The 20,290-nt window shown below is 45.0% G+C and carries 17 protein-coding genes; 10 read left to right on the top strand and 7 right to left on the bottom strand.

What is annotated here, in order from left to right; all coding sequences use genetic code 11:
• Positions 1-384 precede the first annotated feature (384 nt).
• Complete coding sequence (locus NDA06_RS22260; RefSeq protein WP_190985434.1) at positions 385-2,118, top strand: M48 family metalloprotease; 1,734 nt, start codon at positions 385-387, stop codon at positions 2,116-2,118.
• A 32-nt stretch (positions 2,119-2,150) separates the two neighbouring features.
• Here NDA06_RS22260 and NDA06_RS22255 read toward each other — a convergent pair whose 3' ends face one another.
• The 4 genes from NDA06_RS22255 to NDA06_RS22240 all read right to left on the bottom strand — a co-directional run bounded on the left by NDA06_RS22255 (position 2,151) and on the right by NDA06_RS22240 (position 4,726).
• On the bottom strand, positions 2,151-2,294 hold the full coding sequence (locus tag NDA06_RS22255) for a hypothetical protein (protein WP_199324044.1): 144 nt from the start codon (positions 2,292-2,294) through the stop codon (positions 2,151-2,153).
• 256 nt (positions 2,295-2,550) lie between these two features.
• The gene (locus NDA06_RS22250) at positions 2,551-2,895 is read right to left on the bottom strand and encodes a hypothetical protein (RefSeq protein WP_190985433.1); all 345 of its coding nucleotides are present in this window, start codon (positions 2,893-2,895) and stop codon (positions 2,551-2,553) included.
• 41 nt (positions 2,896-2,936) lie between these two features.
• The gene (locus NDA06_RS22245; protein ID WP_190985432.1) at positions 2,937-4,217 is read right to left on the bottom strand and encodes a hypothetical protein; all 1,281 of its coding nucleotides are present in this window, start codon (positions 4,215-4,217) and stop codon (positions 2,937-2,939) included.
• A gap of 119 nt (positions 4,218-4,336) precedes the next feature.
• Positions 4,337-4,726: a hypothetical protein gene (locus NDA06_RS22240; RefSeq protein ID WP_190985431.1), complete on the bottom strand. Its 390-nt coding sequence runs from the start codon at positions 4,724-4,726 to the stop codon at positions 4,337-4,339.
• Between the two features lie 152 nt (positions 4,727-4,878).
• Here NDA06_RS22240 and NDA06_RS22235 point away from each other — a divergent pair, with 152 nt between their 5' ends.
• The 3 genes from NDA06_RS22235 to NDA06_RS22225 all read left to right on the top strand — a co-directional run bounded on the left by NDA06_RS22235 (position 4,879) and on the right by NDA06_RS22225 (position 8,061).
• Positions 4,879-5,544 (top strand): class I SAM-dependent methyltransferase, encoded by a 666-nt coding sequence (locus NDA06_RS22235; protein WP_190985430.1) that lies wholly within the window; start codon positions 4,879-4,881, stop codon positions 5,542-5,544.
• A gap of 118 nt (positions 5,545-5,662) precedes the next feature.
• On the top strand, positions 5,663-6,529 hold the full coding sequence (locus NDA06_RS22230; protein WP_190985429.1) for an NAD(P)-binding domain-containing protein: 867 nt from the start codon (positions 5,663-5,665) through the stop codon (positions 6,527-6,529).
• A gap of 212 nt (positions 6,530-6,741) precedes the next feature.
• A complete protein-coding gene (locus tag NDA06_RS22225) occupies positions 6,742-8,061 on the top strand; it encodes an alkaline phosphatase PhoX (RefSeq protein WP_190415864.1) in 1,320 nt (439 codons plus the stop codon).
• Between the two features lie 93 nt (positions 8,062-8,154).
• On the opposite strand, the gene NDA06_RS22220 is transcribed toward NDA06_RS22225, so the two are convergent.
• Positions 8,155-8,895 carry a class I SAM-dependent methyltransferase gene (locus NDA06_RS22220; protein WP_190985439.1) on the bottom strand — a complete coding sequence of 247 codons (741 nt, stop codon included), beginning with the start codon at positions 8,893-8,895 and terminating at the stop codon, positions 8,155-8,157.
• 587 nt (positions 8,896-9,482) lie between these two features.
• Positions 9,483-9,989 (bottom strand): hypothetical protein, encoded by a 507-nt coding sequence (locus NDA06_RS22215; RefSeq protein ID WP_190434516.1) that lies wholly within the window; start codon positions 9,987-9,989, stop codon positions 9,483-9,485.
• 157 nt (positions 9,990-10,146) lie between these two features.
• Here NDA06_RS22215 and NDA06_RS22210 point away from each other — a divergent pair, with 157 nt between their 5' ends.
• The 5 genes from NDA06_RS22210 to NDA06_RS22190 all read left to right on the top strand — a co-directional run bounded on the left by NDA06_RS22210 (position 10,147) and on the right by NDA06_RS22190 (position 18,186).
• Positions 10,147-10,731 (top strand): thioredoxin family protein, encoded by a 585-nt coding sequence (locus NDA06_RS22210; protein ID WP_190429335.1) that lies wholly within the window; start codon positions 10,147-10,149, stop codon positions 10,729-10,731.
• 111 nt (positions 10,732-10,842) lie between these two features.
• Entirely contained in the window at positions 10,843-11,811 is a 969-nt protein-coding gene (locus tag NDA06_RS22205; protein WP_242047411.1) for a molybdopterin-dependent oxidoreductase, read from the top strand.
• A 186-nt stretch (positions 11,812-11,997) separates the two neighbouring features.
• Positions 11,998-13,455, top strand: coding sequence for an adenylate/guanylate cyclase domain-containing protein (locus tag NDA06_RS22200; protein ID WP_190429337.1), 1,458 nt, complete (start codon positions 11,998-12,000; stop codon positions 13,453-13,455).
• A 754-nt stretch (positions 13,456-14,209) separates the two neighbouring features.
• Positions 14,210-15,832, top strand: coding sequence for a ferredoxin--nitrite reductase (locus NDA06_RS22195; protein ID WP_347277019.1), 1,623 nt, complete (start codon positions 14,210-14,212; stop codon positions 15,830-15,832).
• A gap of 92 nt (positions 15,833-15,924) precedes the next feature.
• The gene (locus NDA06_RS22190; protein ID WP_190985427.1) at positions 15,925-18,186 is read left to right on the top strand and encodes a nitrate reductase; all 2,262 of its coding nucleotides are present in this window, start codon (positions 15,925-15,927) and stop codon (positions 18,184-18,186) included.
• Positions 18,187-18,245: 59 nt separating this feature from the next.
• On the opposite strand, the gene NDA06_RS22185 is transcribed toward NDA06_RS22190, so the two are convergent.
• On the bottom strand, positions 18,246-18,479 hold the full coding sequence (locus NDA06_RS22185) for a hypothetical protein (RefSeq protein WP_190985426.1): 234 nt from the start codon (positions 18,477-18,479) through the stop codon (positions 18,246-18,248).
• A gap of 1,009 nt (positions 18,480-19,488) precedes the next feature.
• Here NDA06_RS22185 and NDA06_RS22180 point away from each other — a divergent pair.
• On the top strand, positions 19,489-20,290 hold an 802-nt coding region (locus NDA06_RS22180), incomplete at its 3' end, for an MFS transporter (protein ID WP_348251862.1).

The raw sequence follows: 20,290 nt of genomic DNA, 5'->3' as shown, positions 1-20,290 counted from the left end.
AAAATGGTTGATACTTTGCTTGCTACTGCACTTGATTTAGTCAATCCAAAACACCTACGCAACTGGTTCACAAACTGCTGCTACTGTACTTCATGAACTTGCAATCTGCTGTATCAAGAGATAGCCAGCACCAAGGCGATCGCAAACTCGGCAGATTAATTAGATAAACGAACTTTATGCCTCAATGACCGAAATTTCCTCAGAACTGTTTTAGGATGCGATCGCGCTAACGAAAACACAAATACAGGAAATGCGATCGCGTCTCTAAAATAAGTTTGCGTAAATTGGCACAATCCCGCCTCTGCGTTCGTGTAGTCCCAGCGAGATAGGTCGGGTAAACTCTAAACATAATATAGAAAACTAGAGTTTCCATTTTCTTCTGCCATGAAACCTGTCTGGAATTCCTTGGCTTTTACGCTTGTGCTATTGTCCGCCTCCCCCGCAGCAGTGCTAGCAGAACCGACATCGCCTCCTACGGTGATCGTGACTCCAGTTCCCAAGAAAACTGAAACCCCAACGCCTCAACCAGGGGATACCAGCACGCAAAAGGAATCACCTCCGACGGTAATCGTCACTCCAGTTCCGACGACGCCGAAAGCAGAAGAACCCAGCACCCCTGAAGTCAAACCCTCTGCTGAGGAAACCAAAACCGAACCCAGTCCGGAAGCGACTGAAAAGCCAGATACCAAACCAGAATCCGATACAGACGAAAAAGCTGAGGAGGAGGAGAAACCGACTCCAGAAGAAATTGCTCAACAAGAGAAATTAATTGAGGCGGACAAGCTGTATCTGGGGGGACAATTTGCCGCCGCTGAAAAGCTTTACCGCGAAGCAAAAGCTCCTTTTGCGAATGCAACCGAGAAAACTGAGCGAAAAGAAGCCATTACTGACGCGGATAAGTTAGCACCAGGGGGGAGGGTGTATTGGCGCGAGGCTCAAGCGGGTATACAACAAAAACTGGAAAGCAAAATTTTTGTTCCGCTGCAATTTTTAGTAGAGCAGTATCCTGAATTTATTCCCGGTCAGGTAGAGTATGCAAAAGCGCTGCGGGATTACAATCAGGTAGAAAAATCTTTACAGGTTTTGGAACGGGCAAGCACTCTCTATCCTGCCGAACCGATGTTGCTCAAAGCAAAAATTGCAGCATACGGTCAGAATAAAAAGTGGTTGGAAGCTTCGCTGTCAGCACGTCAATTTGCGTTGCTTAACCCGAATCATCCAGAGGCGGCGGAGTTTGCAACGCTAGCGGAAGAGAATCTAAAACGTTATCAATCGCATTTACGCGCCGAATTGAGAGGGAATGCGATCGCTAATGCGATCACGGGTGCTTTAACCTATGCTGTCACTGGCAGTTTGTTTGGCCCTCTGACTGCCGTTGAAAGCGCCGCACTGATGCTGCGGGGAGAATCTGCGATTGGTCGATCGGTGGCAAAACAAGCCAAACGCGAACTGCCACTGGTTGAAGATGAAGAGGTGTTGAATTACGTTCGGGAGATAGGAAATAAATTAGCAACGGTAGCGGGACGCCAAGATTTTGAGTATGAATTTTTTGTGGTTCTAGATGACGATCTCAATGCTTTTGCGCTACCAGGAGGCAAGGTTTTTGTGAATGCGGGAGCGATCGCTCGCACCCATTCTGAGGCAGAATTAGCTGGTTTATTAGCTCATGAATTATCTCATGCCGTCCTCTCTCATGGGTTTCAATTAGTAACGCAAGGAAATCTTACGGCTAGCGTGACCGGATTTATTCCTTATGCTGGGAATACCGTCACCAATCTGATTGTTTTTGACTACAGCCGCGACATGGAACGTCAGGCGGATATTCTCGGAACTCGCATTCTCAGTGCTACCGGGTATGCGGCGGATGGGATGCGGAATCTGATGGTGACACTAAGCAAGCAAGATCGCGATCGCCCGATCTTCAGTTGGCTTTCCACGCACCCGATTACCGATGAGCGGACTCGGTATTTAGAAAGTTTAATTCAGACTAACGGTTACAACCGCTATGCCTATGAAGGAGTAGCGCGACACAACGAAATTAAGGCAAAAGTGAAGAAAATTCTAGACGAGGCGAAGAAGAAGGAAAAAGAACGCAAACAAAAACGCGATCGCAATTAGCAAGGTTTATAGTTCGTTAAAGTTGCTATGAACTATAAACTAAATATAGGAGCAAAGATATTCGAGAATAGCAAGCGCAAGTAATCTAGCATCCGAATATAAGCTTTCATCTGTAGGTAATCTCCATCGCTTGTGAAGTAAAATTGAGCGATCGCAGTAACGTCAACAACTCGCATCGTTTGCAATCGCTCAATTGCTTCCTGTTCATTTTCAATCCAGCCTCGTGTTTGAATTTGACTAGCATAGCCTCTGATATCTGACGTTAGCAGTTCGATGTTCTCTATAATCGTAAATTTTTCCTCAGCAGATGGAGATAGAGAAGCAATTTATTTTCGCTCTTGTTTAGTATTTTGATAATCAACACTTAACTGTTTTAACAGATGATTGATATAATTTCTTATAACTTCAGGATTTTGAGTTATGTGCGTTGCTTCAGCCATTATTCACTCCATAACTGACTATTTTTTCAATACCAAATCTGCCGGAGCGTATAATTAGATATTCATTTACTTGCCGATAAACTGCTGAACCATCACGACGATATCCAGTTTTCGGAACTCGTACTGCGCCTTTATTGTTAAAAGTATATTTTTTTCTTATATATCTCAATGGATTGAATTCTTTTCTAGAAGCATGGTCTAAAATACTCTGAGCAACACTGATATAGGTAGAGGCATCCCAGTCAGCTATGTTCTGCTCTATCTCGGCAACTTCTGCCTTGGTGTATCCTTCACATAGCTGGGCTAAAAAGGGATCGACAAGAGATTCATCCAGCATCAATTTTTAACTCTAGTTTATTTATCCTTTTTTAATCGAGTTCAAAATAACTTTTTGTGAGCTTTAGTAAGGTGTTTCCTGAATTTAACCTTCCTAATCCGGTTATTACAATGAGGGCAGCTAATCATTTTATCAGGAGGAATATTTGAAAATTTATTAAGTTCTTTCTGAAGTTTTTCTTCTAAATCTTCTTGCATAATACGAGTATTTTTAATTAAATTAAAATTTACAGATTTATTAATTTTTACTTTTGTTTTCAAAAAGTTTTCTATATGAATCTGCAACTTTTGGCAAGAATTTATATAATTATTCCTAATTCTTTTAGCAGATATTGAATCTTGATCTAGAAATGCCCAATCTATTATGGCTCTCTGACTTACATCCTCTGGATGACAACTTGTTAAATGCCCTAGGGTAGCGACTTTTCTGTAACCAGATGTTCTACTATCCAACAAGTGAATAGATAAGCCTTGTAAATGTAGTTTAACCCTCAATTCTTCCAAAGAGAATGGTGTTGAAGGCTCACCTCCAGTATAAATATAGTTTTGAATCAAACGAGTAAGTTCCTTTGCCTCTGTATCTTTTTCATCATTGGGTTTTATTCTTGGTAATTTGGTTGTAATATCATCGATACATTTTTTTCCTTGATAAGAGAAGATGGACAACCAAGCAGTATTAAGAAGTATATCTTTAATTTTTTTGCTTATCTCAAGTGGTTTTATTTGATTTTCATAAATATTCCAGTTGTCAGCCGTTAAAATACAGCATTTATAAAGGCTGTAATGAACCAACTGTTCTAGCAACCTGCGACTAGATGGTACAGATAGATAGTCTATCGCTTCGCAAGTAATTAGTATTTGTAGTAATAAGTTGTTATTGTAATTTTTGGGTTCAAATTTTCGGCACTCTATTATCAGTGAACTACTGTTGGCAGAAAAATGATTGCAACAGGCTTCAGTCAAAATATTTAACTTTTGATGCTCAATCTTTTTTTTAATAGTTTTAATTTTCTGATAAAACCTTTCATCACTCCTTACTAGCATATTCATAAAGTATTGCTGAAATAACTTACGCCTTTGCTTTCTGCCTTCTGGAGATAAGCTACTCCATCCTTCGCTGTAACCCGTTACTCTTAGGGAACATTGACTATCAGAAGTAGCTTTAAAATGAGCAAAATGAGTTCTTTTCTTATCCCCCCTTTTTAGATGAACTTCTTCACCACATTCTAGACAGCGTAGACCTAAATGTAAGTAACTCAAGTAATCAGCATCATCTGCACCAGCAATCATTCCTCCCTGATACATAGACTTGGCGTAATACATATCTATTTACTTAATAAATTGAATTTAGTTATAGATTGGCTACTAGATCGCATCCCGCATCTGTAACCTTGCGGCAAACCCACGCGGGTGCCTCTGTACCCTTCAACCTGCAAATAAACCTACAAAAACCCAAGTTGCACAGGTTCAGTCACCATGCCCAAAATTGCCGACTTCAAACTCCCTCTTATATCAGGACGAGCAATCAGCGAACCCGAAACACCCCACTTAAATGCCCCTTTCACCTCCTGCCAATCCGGGTCATTCAGCCAAACCGTGTATTCATCCTTTTGTAACACATCCAGCAACAGCTCTCGATCCGCATCGGGAAGCACTGCAAAGGGATTGTGGGAAGACAAAGCACGAGAACGCAAAATATTTCCCCTAGACCACAGCAACCCATAAATAAATCGATTGAAATTATCCGTTTCCTGGTTACTCCCCGGACACATAACCCGTGCATTAATTGCCGTCATCTCCGGATGCGTCACCAAAATCCCCTGAAAAGACAAGCACTTTCCAGAGACTCCTTGCCTGTTTCAAATCACCATATCTCGCTGCCAATCAACCGAATCAATTTGAGGGCAAAGCTGCTCTCAGGCATCTAGGAGTACCATAAACTATGAACAATAAACCATGCACAATTAGCAATTAACCATTAGCCATGCAAAGAGTATTAGAACCCGAAGTCATGGACAGTTTGGAAGAAGCTGTTGAATATGACGCAATGGACTTTACCGAAATAAACGGGGCATTTGCTCAACGCGCAATTGAGATAGGAGCAACAAATGCAACTGTTCTAGATGCCGGAACCGGAACCGCTCGAATTCCTATCTTAATTGCACAGCAACGCCCTGAATGGCAAATTCTCGGCATTGATATGGCAGAATCAATGCTGCAACTTGGCAGAGAAAATGTAGAAAAAGCTGGGTTGCAAAAACAAATCATTCTGGAATTTGTTGATGCCAAGAAGCTACCTTATCAAGATGGACAATTTGATATGGTAATTTCCAATAGCTTGTTTCACCACCTACCCAATCCACTGCCATTCTTGCAAGAAGTAAAACGAGTGGTAAAGCCGCAAGGTGCTATTCTCATCCGAGACTTAATTCGTCCTCCTAGCGAGGAAATAATGAATAATTTGGTGGAAAGTATTGGTACAAATTACAACAAACATCAAAAGATGTTATTTCACGACTCTCTCCACGCTGCGTTTACTTTGGATGAAGTGCAAGACTTCTTGCAACAAGCTGGTTTGGAGGGTGTTACAGTTTATCGATCGAGCGATCGCCATTGGACAGCCGAACGAGCCTGGGTTGATCCCTCTTAAATCCGCTTGAATCGCCGTTATCCTTCCTGAACCTCATTCCCAACCCTCTTTACGCTGAGGAGTGTTGCAGACGGCGTGAGGTTCTTCAGCAACAAGAATTAGAGAGGTCAAAGCAATCGTGAAAGTAGGATTTTTAGGAACTGGGTTGATGGGACAGCCGATGGCTAAAAGGCTGTTAGACGCTAAAATTCCAGTAGTTGCATACAATCGTACTCAGTCAAAATTAGCACCTTTGCAGGACGCTGGCGCTAAAATTGCTGATACCCCACAAGAGGCAATTCGTGAGTCTGAGTGCGTAATTTTGATGCTGACAAACGCTACAGCAATTGATGAAGTTCTGTTGTCGGAGGCTTCCCGACCAGAGTTAAAAGGGCGTACAGTCATTCAAATGGGAACGATCTCATCTACAGAAAGTAAAGCGATCGCTTCCCAAATTGTTGCAGCGGGTGCAGAGTATATTGAAGCACCCGTGTTGGGCAGTATTTCGGAAGCAGAAGCCGGTAAATTAATTGTCATGGTAGGTGCTTCCGATGAGCAATTTCAACAGTGGTCGGATTTTCTAAAACATTTTAGCCCTGAACCCCTACATATTGGTTCAGTCGGTGCTGCCGCTGCTGTCAAATTAGCATTAAATCAATTAATCGCTTCCCTTACCAGTGCTTTTGCCCTTAGTTTAGGTTTTGTTCAACGTCAAGGTGCCGACGTTGAGCTGTTTATGCAAATCTTACGGCAAAGCGCCCTTTTTGCTCCCACTTTTGATAAGAAATTGCAGCGGATGTTAGATAGGAATTATGAAAATCCCAATTTCCCAACTAAACATCTGCTCAAAGATACTAACTTATTTCTCAATGAAGCTAAGTTAAATGGCTTGAATGTCAGCAGTTTGGAAGGTATTCGCCAAATTTTAGAAATGGCACAGGACATGGGTTTAGCGGATGAGGATTATTCGGCGCTATTTTCTGCGATTAATCCTGAAGATGAATGAGTGTTTTAACGCAAAGCTACGCTAACCTAAGCGCAAAGGTTCGCGAAGATTCTTAGCGTACTTCTACGTTCATAATTTTTTAGTAAAAACGGAATAAACTAGGCAAGCAATAATATTTTCTGAATAAAAAATTAACCAAGCCTTAATCAAAGCTTTGCCGAAGGTTGATGAACGCCAATTAAGCTGTTCAACGCATAAACGCGGAGAACACCATGTCTTTATCACGGCGGCAATTCTTCACCCTGGCAGGCGCGAGTGCTGCGGGTGCTGTATTAATGTCCCCTCTAGAAGCGCTCTATACCAAAGCAGCCAGGGGTCAATTAGTAAATGGGGGAGGTTATGGCCCACTGATTCCAGATCCCAATGGTTTATTGGATTTACCACGCGGATTTCAATATCGCGCTATCTCTCGGACTGGAGACATGATGAACGATGGCAATCCAGTACCGGGTGGTCACGATGGGATGGGTGCTTTTCCCGGTCCTAATAACACAACTATCTTAATTCGCAATCACGAATTAAGCCCGAATTCTACCACGCAAGTTGTCGGACTCAAATACGATAATCTCTGTAAAGGTGGGACAACAACTCTAATTGTAGGGGCGAATCGCCAAATACAAAGTCATTTTGCCTCCCTAGCAGGAACATACCGTAACTGTGCAGGTGGCACGACTCCTTGGGGTTCGTGGATTAGCTCTGAAGAAAATACATCAACTCCCGCTACAAACGATCCAGTTAATATTACGGGAAATGTCAACCAACGTCACGGTTATAACTTTGAAGTTCCGGCGAATGCAAAAACAACTGTGACTCCCGTGCCTTTGAAAGCAATGGGGCGTTTTAACCACGAAGCGGTTGCAATCGATCCAAAAACTGGAATTGTTTATGAAACTGAAGATAGAGGCAATGGTCTCTTCTATCGCTTCATTCCAAATCAACCGGGCAAACTTGTAGAAGGCGGTGTTTTGGAAGCCCTGAAAATTAAAGGAATGCCCCAAGCAATTACTAAAACTAACTTCCCGGTGCGTCAACCAATGCAAGTTGAATGGGTTCGCATCGACAATCCCGACCCGGATACAGATACTGTCCGCGTCGAAGGCTTTAGTAAGGGTGCAGCCCAATTTACACGTGGGGAAGGCATCTGGTACGGCAACGGTGAATTTTACTTTTGTTGCACAGATGGTGGCGCTGCCGGACTCGGTCAAGTTTGGCGCTACGTTCCTGGGAAAACAGCACAAGAAGGCGGCACTCTTGAACTTTTTGTTGAACCAAATGATGTAAATGTATTAGATAGTCCTGATAACATTGTTGTGGCTCCTTTTGGCGATTTGATCATCTGTGAAGATGGTGACGACGAGCAATTTGTAGTCGGCGTCACTCAAAAGGGCGAACTCTACCAATTTGCTCGGAATGCTATCAATGATAATGAGTTCGCTGGTGCTTGTTTTTCGCCCGATGGTCAGACCATGTTCGTGAATATCCAAACTCCTGGCATTACTTTTGCTATCTGGGGACCTTGGGCGAAAGGATAATAATGGGTAATAGGTAATAGGTAATGGGTAATGGATAATGGGTGATTCTTGCAAAGATAGGGAATTTCGCATCTTTACAGTTACTCTTTCTGATTACCCATTATCTGCAAGGTAAACATTCGTGGTATAGGTTAAATACACATAGCCGCGCTCATTACAAGCGCTTGCATACAGTTCTTGCAAATCTGCCACCAGTTGCTCGTATGCCGATCCTTCTTTAGGGATGTACGATACACTATTTACCCTGCCAATTAGCCCCTCTAAATCTAACTGTTGCCAGTACTCAAAGCTATGGCAATGGACATCAGGAAAATGCGGACTGGTTAGCAGTGGAGTAGCTGAAACCATCCGCTTTTCTGCTGGATGATTGTTTGATGCAATCTCAACTAAGCGGCTGTAATTTGCTGTGAATTGATCGTTTTGATCGCGATCGTTCCATACTACCGCTAGTCGTCCCTTTGGCCTGAGAATGCGGCGAAATTCTAGCAATGTTGGTTCTGGATTAAACCAATGGAAAGATTGGAAGCAAGTCACTAAATCAACAGATGCGTTGGGTAAATTCGTGGCTTCTGCTGTCCCATCGCGAAACTCTACCAAGGAATGCGGTGATGCAGCTTCTCTCATTGCGGCGTTTGGCTCGATAGCGATCGCATTCACTCCCCGTTGAGCTAACAAACGCGAGGAAATTCCCGTCCCTGCACCAATATCTGCGGCGACCAGTTGTGAAGGATTTCCTAATCCCTTCAGGATAATATCAATAGCGGCGTCTGGATAGTTCGGTCGATACTTGGCGTAATCCTCTGCTCGGTTGGAAAATCGGCTCAGTGGATTCATTGCGTGCAACGGCGTGTCTTTTGAGTTATTTTCTTTCACCAGCGTCACTCACTAATAAATTTTGACGATTTTCGGTATAAGGCTAGAAAAAAAAATAAAAGTTTCTTTCTTCACCCTAGTTTATTTTTTTCACGTAAAAGGTCTGATTAATAATAAAATTAGCATTCTTTTAGGAGGTTCAATTATCAAATGATGACTCTTTTACCTATACTTTTGTTGATTTTTTCCTAAATGCTTATTAGTAGAACGTAAACAAAGTTCTTTCTTTAAGATAAAGAGAAACTTTTTATCTTAAGGTCTAGACTTTACTCAAGTTTTTATAATATTATAAATTTTGATAATGAAGAACCATCTTTAAATATTTATTTAAGATATATTTCGATTATTCAAATAATAGCGCTAAGCCTAAGAATTTGTAGTAACCGCAATACGATTTCCTAAATTTCAGTTAAGAGCGATCGCGATAAACTCACGCGATCGCTCTTAACTGGTTTGGGAAATATCAGCGATCGCAAATGCAATAGCCATTGAAATAAGCCCCAGGATGGAAGCCTGGGGCTTATATTTGCTTTAGACGATTAAAGCTCTCAGCGGGTTTTTTTTCCGGTTCGTCGCCGCAGCTTCTGTGCCAGCGACGAAGCTTCCCGTTCGGCTTTGTAGAGATCGATGGATCGAGCCGTCAGCACTAACGATCCATCAAGCTTTTGCCCGACGTAGGGGAGACTGGTTGCTTTATACTCGCAAATGTCAGCTTTACCCCGAAGGGATTTCAAGTCTGTATTAACTTGAGCTGAGATTGCCTTGAGTTCCTGTATTGCTGCCTCTAGCTCCGCTGAAAGCCGATTGACTTGGGTTGCTTGCGCCTCTAGGTGTTTTAACTTTTCATTCAGATGTTCCTGTAGCAGTTCCTGATAGGTTTTCACCCGTAGTGACGGAATTAACCTTCTGGAATCGCCTGTCTTTCGAGGTCGTCTTTCAGTATTGGCGATCGCTGGCGATGGAACGCGCTTGTGTTTGGCATCACCTTTTACGGGTTGGCGGTCTTCGCCACGTTTCATCTGGACTACTTTGAGGCTGGCTTGCAGTTTTGTCATGTCGATGGCTGGATGGCTACCTAACGACTTGGATGCGGACGCAATCAGTACAATTGTACTATAACGGGAGGCGATCGCTACTTACTCTGGTTTTTTTTTCAGTGGTAGAGCAATATAAGTGGGAGCGCAGTCTACCAAAACCTAAGGAGTGCATACAATGGTGCGAACCGCCTCAACCATGTTGGCGCTGGGCACTACAGCCCCAGATTTCCAGTTGCCGGATGTGGTATCTGGTCAAACCATTTCCCTTGCCACCTTTGCCGATAAGCAGGCATTGCTGGTCATGTTCATCTGCAAGCATTGCCCTTTTGTGAAACACATCCAGGGAGAACTGGTGCAGCTTGGCAAGGATTACGTCGGAGAAGAGATTGGAATTGTGGCAATTAGCGCCAACGATGCCAGCAACTATCCAGATGATGCCCCCAACTCACTCAAAGCAATGGCGAATGAGCTGGGATTCACCTTTCCGTTGTGCTACGACGAAACTCAAGAAACTGCTAAAGCTTATACCGCTGCTTGTACCCCAGACTTTTTCCTCTTTGATGCCAACCAAAGTTTGGTTTATCGCGGTCAATTAGATGATAGTCGCCCTGGTAACGATCGACCCGTCAACGGCAAGGATTTACGAGCCGCAATTGATGCGGTGTTAGCCGGTCAATCAATCCCCTCAGACCAGAAGCCTAGCATCGGCTGCAACATCAAGTGGAAGCCGGGGAATGAACCGACATATTTTCCTCATTAATCGCAGCAACAGGGACTTATGGAAGGGTGCAGAATCAAGCTTGAAGGTTATAAAGATGATATGAAACCTTCCCGGCTCCCTCTTTCCAGCTGCCTCTTCCTGCTTGCCTTCATGAGCGGATGTCAAAATCAGAAACCAACGAATGCCGAGATGGAGGCGTGGAGAAATGAGGCAATGCAAAAAAACGCCGCAATGGTTGCTGCTCATACGAACAATCGACAGCGGCAACAGTGGAATCTAGAAATTCAGGGGAAAACGGCGGCGGGAAAATCCGTGCGGTTGACTATGCAAGAACTAGACGCGATCGCAACCACCCATATACGGACGCGATCGCCCCATAATACCAGCAACAACCCCGATCGGATTTTTGACTTTCGGGGTGTTGCTATCTCTAAACTGCTTGACAAGTTCGGCATCACTAATAGTAAGGAAGTAACGCTTGTCGCTTTCGATTCCTACCGTGCCACCGTCAGCATTGCAGACTTGCGTGCGTACCCGATTATCATTGCTTTAGAGCGCGATGGAATGCCCATTTCCCGCAGCGAAGGCGGCCCGCTTTCTCTGGTATTTCCTTACACCGAGTACCCGCAGCTTGAGCAAAAGTATCCCGACCGTTTTTGGGCATTTTATGTGACCAACTTGATTGTCGGTACCGAGCCAGTGCAACTGCGCGTTGGCGAAACCCCGCTTGATGCCAGAACCATCAGCCAACTGCCACAAGTCACCATTGAAGAAGCTGTTGGCTACCCGATTGGATGGCCGATTGGTAAAGTCAAGCTCACGGGCGTGCGCGTGCGGGACGTTCTTGCGGCTGCCGGTGATACCCTGCCAGAAAACGGTATGGTTATCATTCGGGGAAAAGCGCCCGTCTCTCGCAATGCCCTGAATCCAATTCGTTTGGCAGCTAACGAGGTGCGAGACTGCGATATTTTGTTTGCCACGCACTGGGGTAACGAACGCAATCCGATTCCTGCCAAAATGGGTGGTCCGGTGACGCTGGCTTTCCCCAGCAATTGTCAAGCGAGATCCGAGAATCAGCGCTGGCTTACTTTTGTGGAACAACTGGAGGTTAGTAAATAATGGCGAATGGTTAATCTGAGTTTTGAGTTTTGAGTTTTGAGTTTTGAGTTCCAAGAAAATTATTTTATTCAAAAGTTAAAACTTTTGAGAGTTTTGAGTTTCAAGAAGATTTTTTCGTTCAAAACTAAAAATTTAAAATTTCAAACTTTTTAGAAATTACCAAGTAACCATTACCAATTAACCCTGATGAAAGTTGCCGCGTTCCGTTCAATTCATACACGAATTATGACCGCCACGACACTCTTGATTGTGGCGATTGTTGGTTCTGTGGTATGGCTGTGGGCGAAAAACGAGAGACAACTCTACCGCGAACAGAAGCGGCGTGAAGTCCAGCAGCTAGCGATCGCCTTATCTAATACCTGGACAAACGAACTTGAAGACCAAAATTGGGGTCAGATTCGGCTCGGTTTCAATCTGCTACTGAAGCGCAACCCAGATTTCGTTTACATTCTGATCTCCGATGTGCGCTTGTCAAATCAAATCGTCGCCGCCAGCGAAAGCGAACTTCAGGAACAGTATGTTCCCGATATTGTGCCTGTGTGGGTAACGGACTCGGCGCTGGCAGTATATGACGATACCCGTGTTGTCGAGACATTTCTCCTGCGCGACATTACTTTCAACCGCAAAGTGCGGGCACGCCAAGGTGAAACTGCCATCGAAGTTGCCGCCGCAATTCGCAACTCTTCAGGGCAAAAAATTGGGACGTTGCGGATTGGAATGTCACTGCGGCAGGTCAATCAAGCGGTCGCGATCGCTGTCGAAAAAGCGCTGTTTGTGGGTGTTTTTGCCCTCTCCTTGGGTCTTTTCGGTTCCTACCTGTTGGCAACAGAACTCAGTAGTCCCGTGCGGCGATTGCAATTGAGTGCTGCCAAAATTGCCGCAGGCGATTTACACCATCGGGCTGAAATTTACCGCAAAGATGAAATCGGCGCTTTAGCGATCGCGTTCAATGATATGTCGGCGGCGCTACAAGGTTTATTTAGCCGACTACAAAAAACTATCGAGTCTTTTCATCGATTCGTCCCGGAGAAATTTCTCCTTGTAATTGCACCCGACGGCATCGAGAACATCCAAGTCGGCTTTGCCTCGACGCGCACGATTACGATCCTATTTGCCGATATTCGGGGCTACACGGCAATGTCAGAACAAATGACGCCTTTAGAAACCTTTTCATTTTTGAATGACTACCTCGCCTGCATGGGACAAGTGATTGACAAGTCCGGCGGTTTCATAGACAAGTATATCGGCGACGCGATTATGGCGCTCTTCGATGATGAAGCGACGGACAACGCTCTGCACGCAGCGTTAGCAATGCGACAGCGACTTAAAATATTGAATGAAGAGCGATCGCATCAAGGTTTGCCAACCATCGACATCGGTATTGGCATTCATCGAGGCGAGGTCGTCATGGGTACCGTTGGATTTAGCTCCCGTATCGAGTCTACAGTTGTTGGGGATGCCGTAAACGTAGCCGCTCGTGTCGAAAGCCTCACCAAAAACTACGACAGCACCATCCTCGTCACCAAGCCAATCGTCGAAGCGCTGCGCCACCCCGACACTTTCCCCCTGCGCTTAGTCGATAAGTTTGTTCGGGTGAAAGGCAAGGAAGAGCTAGTAGCGATTTACGAGCTTGATGCAGTGTAGGTTATTTACCGAGTCTATTTCCCCATAAAATCCCCTCTTTTTCTCTCTTTCTCTCTCTCTGCGCCCTTAGCGTCCTTGGCGGTTCGTTTTCTCCTAAATCAAAGAGAATTACTAGATATCCCCAAGAACGACTAAGAATTTAAAAATTCTTAATACCTACGCTAGTTCGATAATTCTGAGAATTTTGACCCAATAAGGCAGCGCTACTGATTAAAATTTTTGAAATTGTATCAAATACGCCAGTTTTTTAAAAAAAGCTGTGGATAATCTACTCATATAAATCCTGTTTAATTACCCAGTATCCAAAAAAACTTTACCCGTCTCAGGCATCCTTTTGGAACTGGTAGAGAGACGCTGTGGGTGAAATTACAAGTTATCAGCCTTTCAACGGATTTTCTTAAAGGAATCCCCTCATAATTCCTACCTGCTAAAGCTTACAGCCATTTTTTAAAATACCGAACAAGAAAACAACTCCCTGGAAAATATAAGTTATAAGAAAGTCTCAGGTAATGAGTTAATCTTCAGCGCTTCCATAAAATCTGATTTGGCAAGTAACCATAAAGATAGACTTTTAAAATTAAAAATATTTCAAAAGAAAGGTTTCATTGGCAATAGGCAGCTTCTGTAACAAAGTCTACCGTTTCAATTTTTAAAAGCGCCTAACTTAGCATAAAAAGCAGTATTTAACAGCGAGAGCAATAGCTGTGCGGTTACACGTGCAATTGCGCCAGATACAGGTACGCAAGGAGGAACCGTGACAAACGTAACCACCCCTACAGAAGCAATAAAGGCAACCAAGCCTACAGAAAAACTAAATAAGATTGAAAAAGCCAAAGCTGTAAAACATCCCCTATTGCTGAAGCAAGAACTGGAGCATTTTGCAGAAATTGGCTGGGAGGCGATGGACGACTTTGACCGGAACCAAGGGCTGAAGTGGTTGGGTTTTTTCCATCGCACGGTGACACCCGGCAAGTTTATGATGCGAATGCGGATACCCAACGGCATTTTGACCAGCACTCAGATGCGAGTACTGGCTGAAATCGTGCAACGCTACTGCACGGGTTCGGGATTTCAAAACCAGGGAAACGCCGACATTACCACCCGACAAAATTTCCAATTGCGGGGGATTCGGATTGAGGATATCCCAGAGATATTCAACCGTTTGTTAAAAGCGGGTCTGACTTGCATTCAATCGGGAATGGACAACGTTCGGAACATCACGGGTTCGCCAGTTGCAGGCATTGATGCGGCTGAATTAATTGATACGCGGGGGATTGTTCGCAGCCTTCAGGACATGATTACCAATAACGGTGAGGGCAATCCCGAACTTAGCAACCTACCCCGAAAATTTAACATTGCCGTTGCTGGGGGTCGAGACAACTCCGTTCATGCCGAAATCAACGACCTCGCCTTTATCCCCGCTTACAAAAATCACATCATTGGATTTAATGTCCTCGTAGGCGGCTACTTTGCGCCCAATCAATATGTAGAAGCCATTCCCCTCGATGTTTGGATTCCTCCTGAAGAGGCTGTCTCTTTGAGTAAAGCAATGCTGGAGGTTTTCCGGGATAATGGCCCCCGCGAGAATCGACTAAAGTCCCGGATTATGTACCTGATTGAGGGCTGGGGCGTTGAAAAGTTTCGGGCGGAAGTCGAAAAACAACTAGGGCATTCGCTGGAATCGGCGGCTGAAAAAGATGAAATTGACTGGGACAAGCGCGACCATATTGGCGTTTATCCTCAAAAGCAACCCGGACTCAACTACGTCGGTTTGCACGTCCCTGTCGGTCGCTTGTATGCCCATGAAATGTTTGAACTTGCGCGAATGGCGGAAGTTTATGGCGGCGGGGAGATTCGTCTGACTGTCGAACAAAATTTGATTATCCCCAATATCCCCGACACGCGCTTAAGTCCTTTCTTAGAAGAACCACTGCTTCAAGAACGGTTGTCTATCGATCCAGCCATCTTGAATCGGGGGCTAGTTTCTTGCACAGGTAGCGAGTTTTGCGGCTTTGCGCTGATTGAAACGAAAAACCGGGCGCTTGCCTTGATTCAGGAACTGGAGGAAGAGTTAATTCAACCGCATCCGGTTCGCATTCACTGGACAGGTTGCCCAAATTCCTGCGGTCAACCGCAAGTTGCAGATATTGGCTTCATCGGTACGAAGACGCGCAAAGATGGTCAAACCGTAGAAGCGGTCGATATTTGGATGGGTGGCAAGGTCGGGAAAGATGCACACCTTGGCAAAGAGATTATGAAAAAGGTTCCCTGCGAGGATCTCAAGTCAGTGGTGAGAGACTTGCTGATCGAACACTTTGGGGCAATCCCCAAGCAGCCACAAGAAAAGCTAGAAGCAGAGATTGCCGTTAGTCGTTAGTCATGCGTCATTAGTCACTTGCTAATTACGAATGACCGATGACCGATGACTAATGACCCATGACCGATGACCCATGACTAATGACGAATGCCATGAGTGACTCAACAAAAACCCTCTGTCCTTACTGTGGCGTTGGCTGTGGCTTAGAAGTTTCACCGCCAGCGGCTGCAAATCGGGAGACCAATCGAGATAGCCAAGGAAATCCGATCTGGAAAGTGCGGGGCGATCGCTCTCATCCCTCCAGTCAAGGTATGGTATGTGTCAAAGGAGCGACGGTTTCAGAGTCGATTGATAAAAACCGTCTCCTGTACCCGATGATGCGCGACTCTCTGGATGAACCCTTCCGTCGCGCTTCCTGGGAGGAAGCCTTAGATGCAATTGTCAGTCGCATGGGTTCCATCCTGAACTCCACTGGCCCAGATGCCCTATGTCTCTATGGTTCTGGTCAGTTCCTCACGGAAGACTACTACCTTGCCCAAAAGCTTTTTAAAGGCATCTTGGGCACGAATAACTTCGATACCAACTCGCGCCTGTGTATGTCTTCCGCCACGGCGGGGTATTTTTACAGCCTAGGTTCCGATGGTCCGCCTTGTTGCTACGAAGATTTAGAACTAACCGACTGTGCTTTTATCATCGGTAGCAACACAGCAGAGTGTCACCCGATTATCTTCAATCGGCTGCGGAAACACCATAAACAAAACCATCACGTCAAAATGATTGTGGTCGATCCGCGTCGCACCACAACCGCCGAAGCCGCCGATTTGCATCTAGCCATTCGACCCGGTACCGATATCGATTTACTCAATGGCATCGCTCATTTGCTTCTACGATGGGGCAAGATGAATGTGGATTTCATTGAGGATTGCACCGCAGGCTTTTCCACCTACGCTGAGGTGATTCAACACTATCCACCGGAAGTGGTCGCCGAACGCTGCGGCATTTCCCTGGATGAATTGATAACCGTTGCCAAAATGTGGGCTGAGTCTAAGCGCGTCCTTTCTATGTGGACGATGGGTTTGAACCAATCTTCCGAAGGGACTGCGAAAGTCTCCAGCTTGATCAACTTGCATCTGATGACGGGTCAAATTGGCAAACCCGGAAGCGGCCCTTTTTCCCTGACGGGTCAACCTAATGCGATGGGGGGACGGGAAGTAGGGGGTCTGGCTCATTTGTTGCCTGGATATCGTTTAGTCAAGAATGACCAGCAGCGAACCGAAGTTGAGCAGTTTTGGAAGCTTCCCGCTGGGAAGATTTCGCCGGTTCCCGGTCGCAGCGCTTGGGAAATTATCACCGGGCTAGAGACGGGAGAGGTAGAGTTTCTCTGGATTGCAGCGACGAACCCGGCGGTAAGTATGCCAGACCTGGAACGAACGAAAGCGGCGCTAAAGCGATCGCCTTTTACGGTCTATCAAGACGCCTACTATCCCACGGAAACCGCTGCTTTTGCTCACGTTCTACTCCCGGCGGCGCAGTGGGGCGAAAAAACGGGGACGATGACAAACTCTGAAAGAGTCGTCACCCTGTGTCCAGCTTTCCGCAAAGCTTTGGGGGAGGCGAGGGCAGATTGGGAAATCTTTGCAGAAGTGGGTCGTCGGTTGGGATATCCCGAACAGTTTGCTTATACTCACTCATCGGAAATTTATGATGAATTTGTGCAGCTAACCCGCGATCGCCTCTGCGACCAAACCGGCATCAGCCACGAACGTCTGGCAAAGGAAGGCCCTATTCAATGGCCCGAACCCCTTAAAAAGGAAAAATTAAAAATTAAAAAGGAATCGGGAAAATCTTCCCGCAGCACTCCTAAAAGGCTTTACACTGACTTGCGCTTCTCGACACCGGATGGACGGGCGCGTTTTGTTGCCAAGCATTCGCGGGGACTTGCAGAACCCCCCGATTCAAACTTCCCCTTTGTACTGACGACGGGCAGGCTGTACGGGCACTGGCACACGCAAACTCGTACCGGACGGATTGCCAAAATCAGCCAAATGCATCCGCAACCGTTCATTGAGATTCATCCCCGCGATGCTGCGAATTTAGCGATTCAGGAGAATGACTGGGTGGAAGTGCGAAGTCGTCGCGGGACTTCTCGATTCCCAGCCAAAGTCACTCAGACGATTTCTCCCGGTACCGTCTTTGTCCCTATCCACTGGGGCGATCTTTGGGCGGATGGTGCCGAAGCGAATGCCCTGACTCATCCTGTATCCTGTCCCGACTCTCTGCAACCCGAACTAAAAGCTTGCGCCGTGCAAGTGGTACCGATTGCTGCCCATCTAATCTCTCAGGGGTATATGCTTCCAGAGACTCCAGAGACAGAGACTCAACCGAAAGCTTTGTCCTCACCGCTGCGTGTTTGAAGCGATCGCAAAAGCTTTGGTTTTCTATCCGCTTTCACGCCTAAATTTCTACCAAAAGTTTACTGTTCTGGGTTAACCCGAACGCTATCTGCTTTTTCTCCAAAAGCGCTCCACAAGCCTGCCTCTCCCAGCGCGATTGGTGTCTGAGATTGGAGTTTTGCAAACGTTGAACTATAAACAACCGGAATCAACCCGAAGATCAAAGATACCACCGTAACCAAAAGCACCACCATCAATGGATTAGAGGGTTCTTCCTCCGCTATAAATACTTGGGGGCGTTCTTGCGTTTTCATTACTAAAACCTTTTGATTAATTTCTAAAAATTGTGCATCTATTTAAATCTAGCAAAAATTCTGTAGCTGAATATACAAAAATCTTCTTTTACAAAAGTTTAAAATAGCCTGAACTCGATTTTCTCGGTAGTGATGAATTTCAGCGAATACTGCACCTATCAAAAGGAGGAAATCAGATTTAGCAAGTTTGCCGAACCCGCTGAGGGATGCAACCACCATCCGTGTCTAGAGAGGAGTCAATGTCAGGAAATGCTTACATAGGATTAATCTAATTTGGCTTGAGATTCTGAGCCTTCGACCAAATAACGCGATCGCATTCTGAAAATATAGAGACTTATCAATATCATTTAATTTTTTAAGCCCTTACAATCTAATGGCTCCAAGACTATCTGCAAAACCTATTAATAAATGCTGACTTAGTAAGATGTGACAGATGTAAACAGACAGCTTCTAGAGCGCCTAACTAGAAAATAGCAGCAGAGAAATCGGTCTAAAAATCCAAGCTGAGGAAAGCAGCTTTAGTAAAAACTTCTCATACCTTCCCTTTGATAAAAGGGAATTTATTTGCTTGAAAAAATCAAACGGTTATCGCTGAGGAAATACTCAAAAATAATCCCTCTATTACACATTTTGCATGAGTTGAATGCAAAATGTGCAATAGAGAAGAAAGAATACTTCACAATACAGATACAATACCTAACAAGATAGAGATTTCAAAAGAAATCTGTCTTTTGTAACAAATTCTACGAACTCAGATTATTCAGTTCATTACTCTAACAGAAGCGCTTATTGCTAAAAAAACTAACGTTCGGCAGCTCGGCTCGATAAGGTGAGATTTTATGTTTGAAAACTTTCAAGCAAAAAATAGACCGAACCCCGTGGCAAGCGCCTAATTACGTAAATTTTTTACCTAGGATTTATATCCCCGATTGAATCTATAAAATTTACGCTAACCCAAGAACAGTTCCCGCTTTGATGCATACTTTACTTGAAAAGAAGAGGTTCTGAAATGTCCGGATTATGGTCATTTAGCGGTCGATACCGCATCTTACACCTGACCTGGTTTGCATTCTTTTTAACCTTTGTCGTTTGGTTCAACTTCGCCCCTTTTGCCACAGCGGTGAAAGCAGATTTAGGTTTAAATGAAGCCCAACTCAGAACTCTCGCTATTTGTAACGTTGCGCTCACCGTTCCGGCTCGAATTATTGTCGGCATGATTCTGGATCGCTACGGTCCTCGGATCACCTATTCATGCCTTTTAATTTATGCGGCGATTCCTTGCCTGATGTTTGCATTTGCACAGAATTTTTCCCAATTAGTATTAAGCCGCTTAGCGCTGAGCATCGTTGGGTGTGGATTTGTGATTGGCATTCGGATGGTGGCGGAATGGTTTCCCCCGAAAGAAATTGGCTTAGCAGAAGGCATTTATGGCGGCTGGGGTAACTTTGGCTCGGCAGGTGCAGCGTTTACCCTCCCGACAATTGCCACAGCAGCTGCCTTTTTAGGGGCAGGTCAAGTTAACTGGCGGTTTGCGATCGCGCTCACCGGAATTGTTGCCGCTATCTACGGAATTGTTTATTACTTCAACGTCAAAGATACCCCTGCTGGCAAGGTTTACGAGCGTCCCCAAAGCAGCGCCGGAATAGAAGTGACCACCCAGAGAGACTTCTGGTTTCTGTTGCTATCGAACATTCCCTTAGTCGGCGTTTTGGGTCTAATTGCTTGGCGTTTAAATCAAGTTAAATTCCTCAATGCTACTCAACTATATATCACTTGGTTTTTGCTGCTGTGCTTGTATGCATTCCAAGCTT

Origin of the sequence: Trichocoleus sp. ST-U1 (assembly GCF_039961835.1) — a bacterium.
Lineage (GTDB): Bacteria > Cyanobacteriota > Cyanobacteriia > Cyanobacteriales > FACHB-T130 > FACHB-T130.
This window is presented reverse-complemented; position numbering and strand designations above follow the sequence as displayed.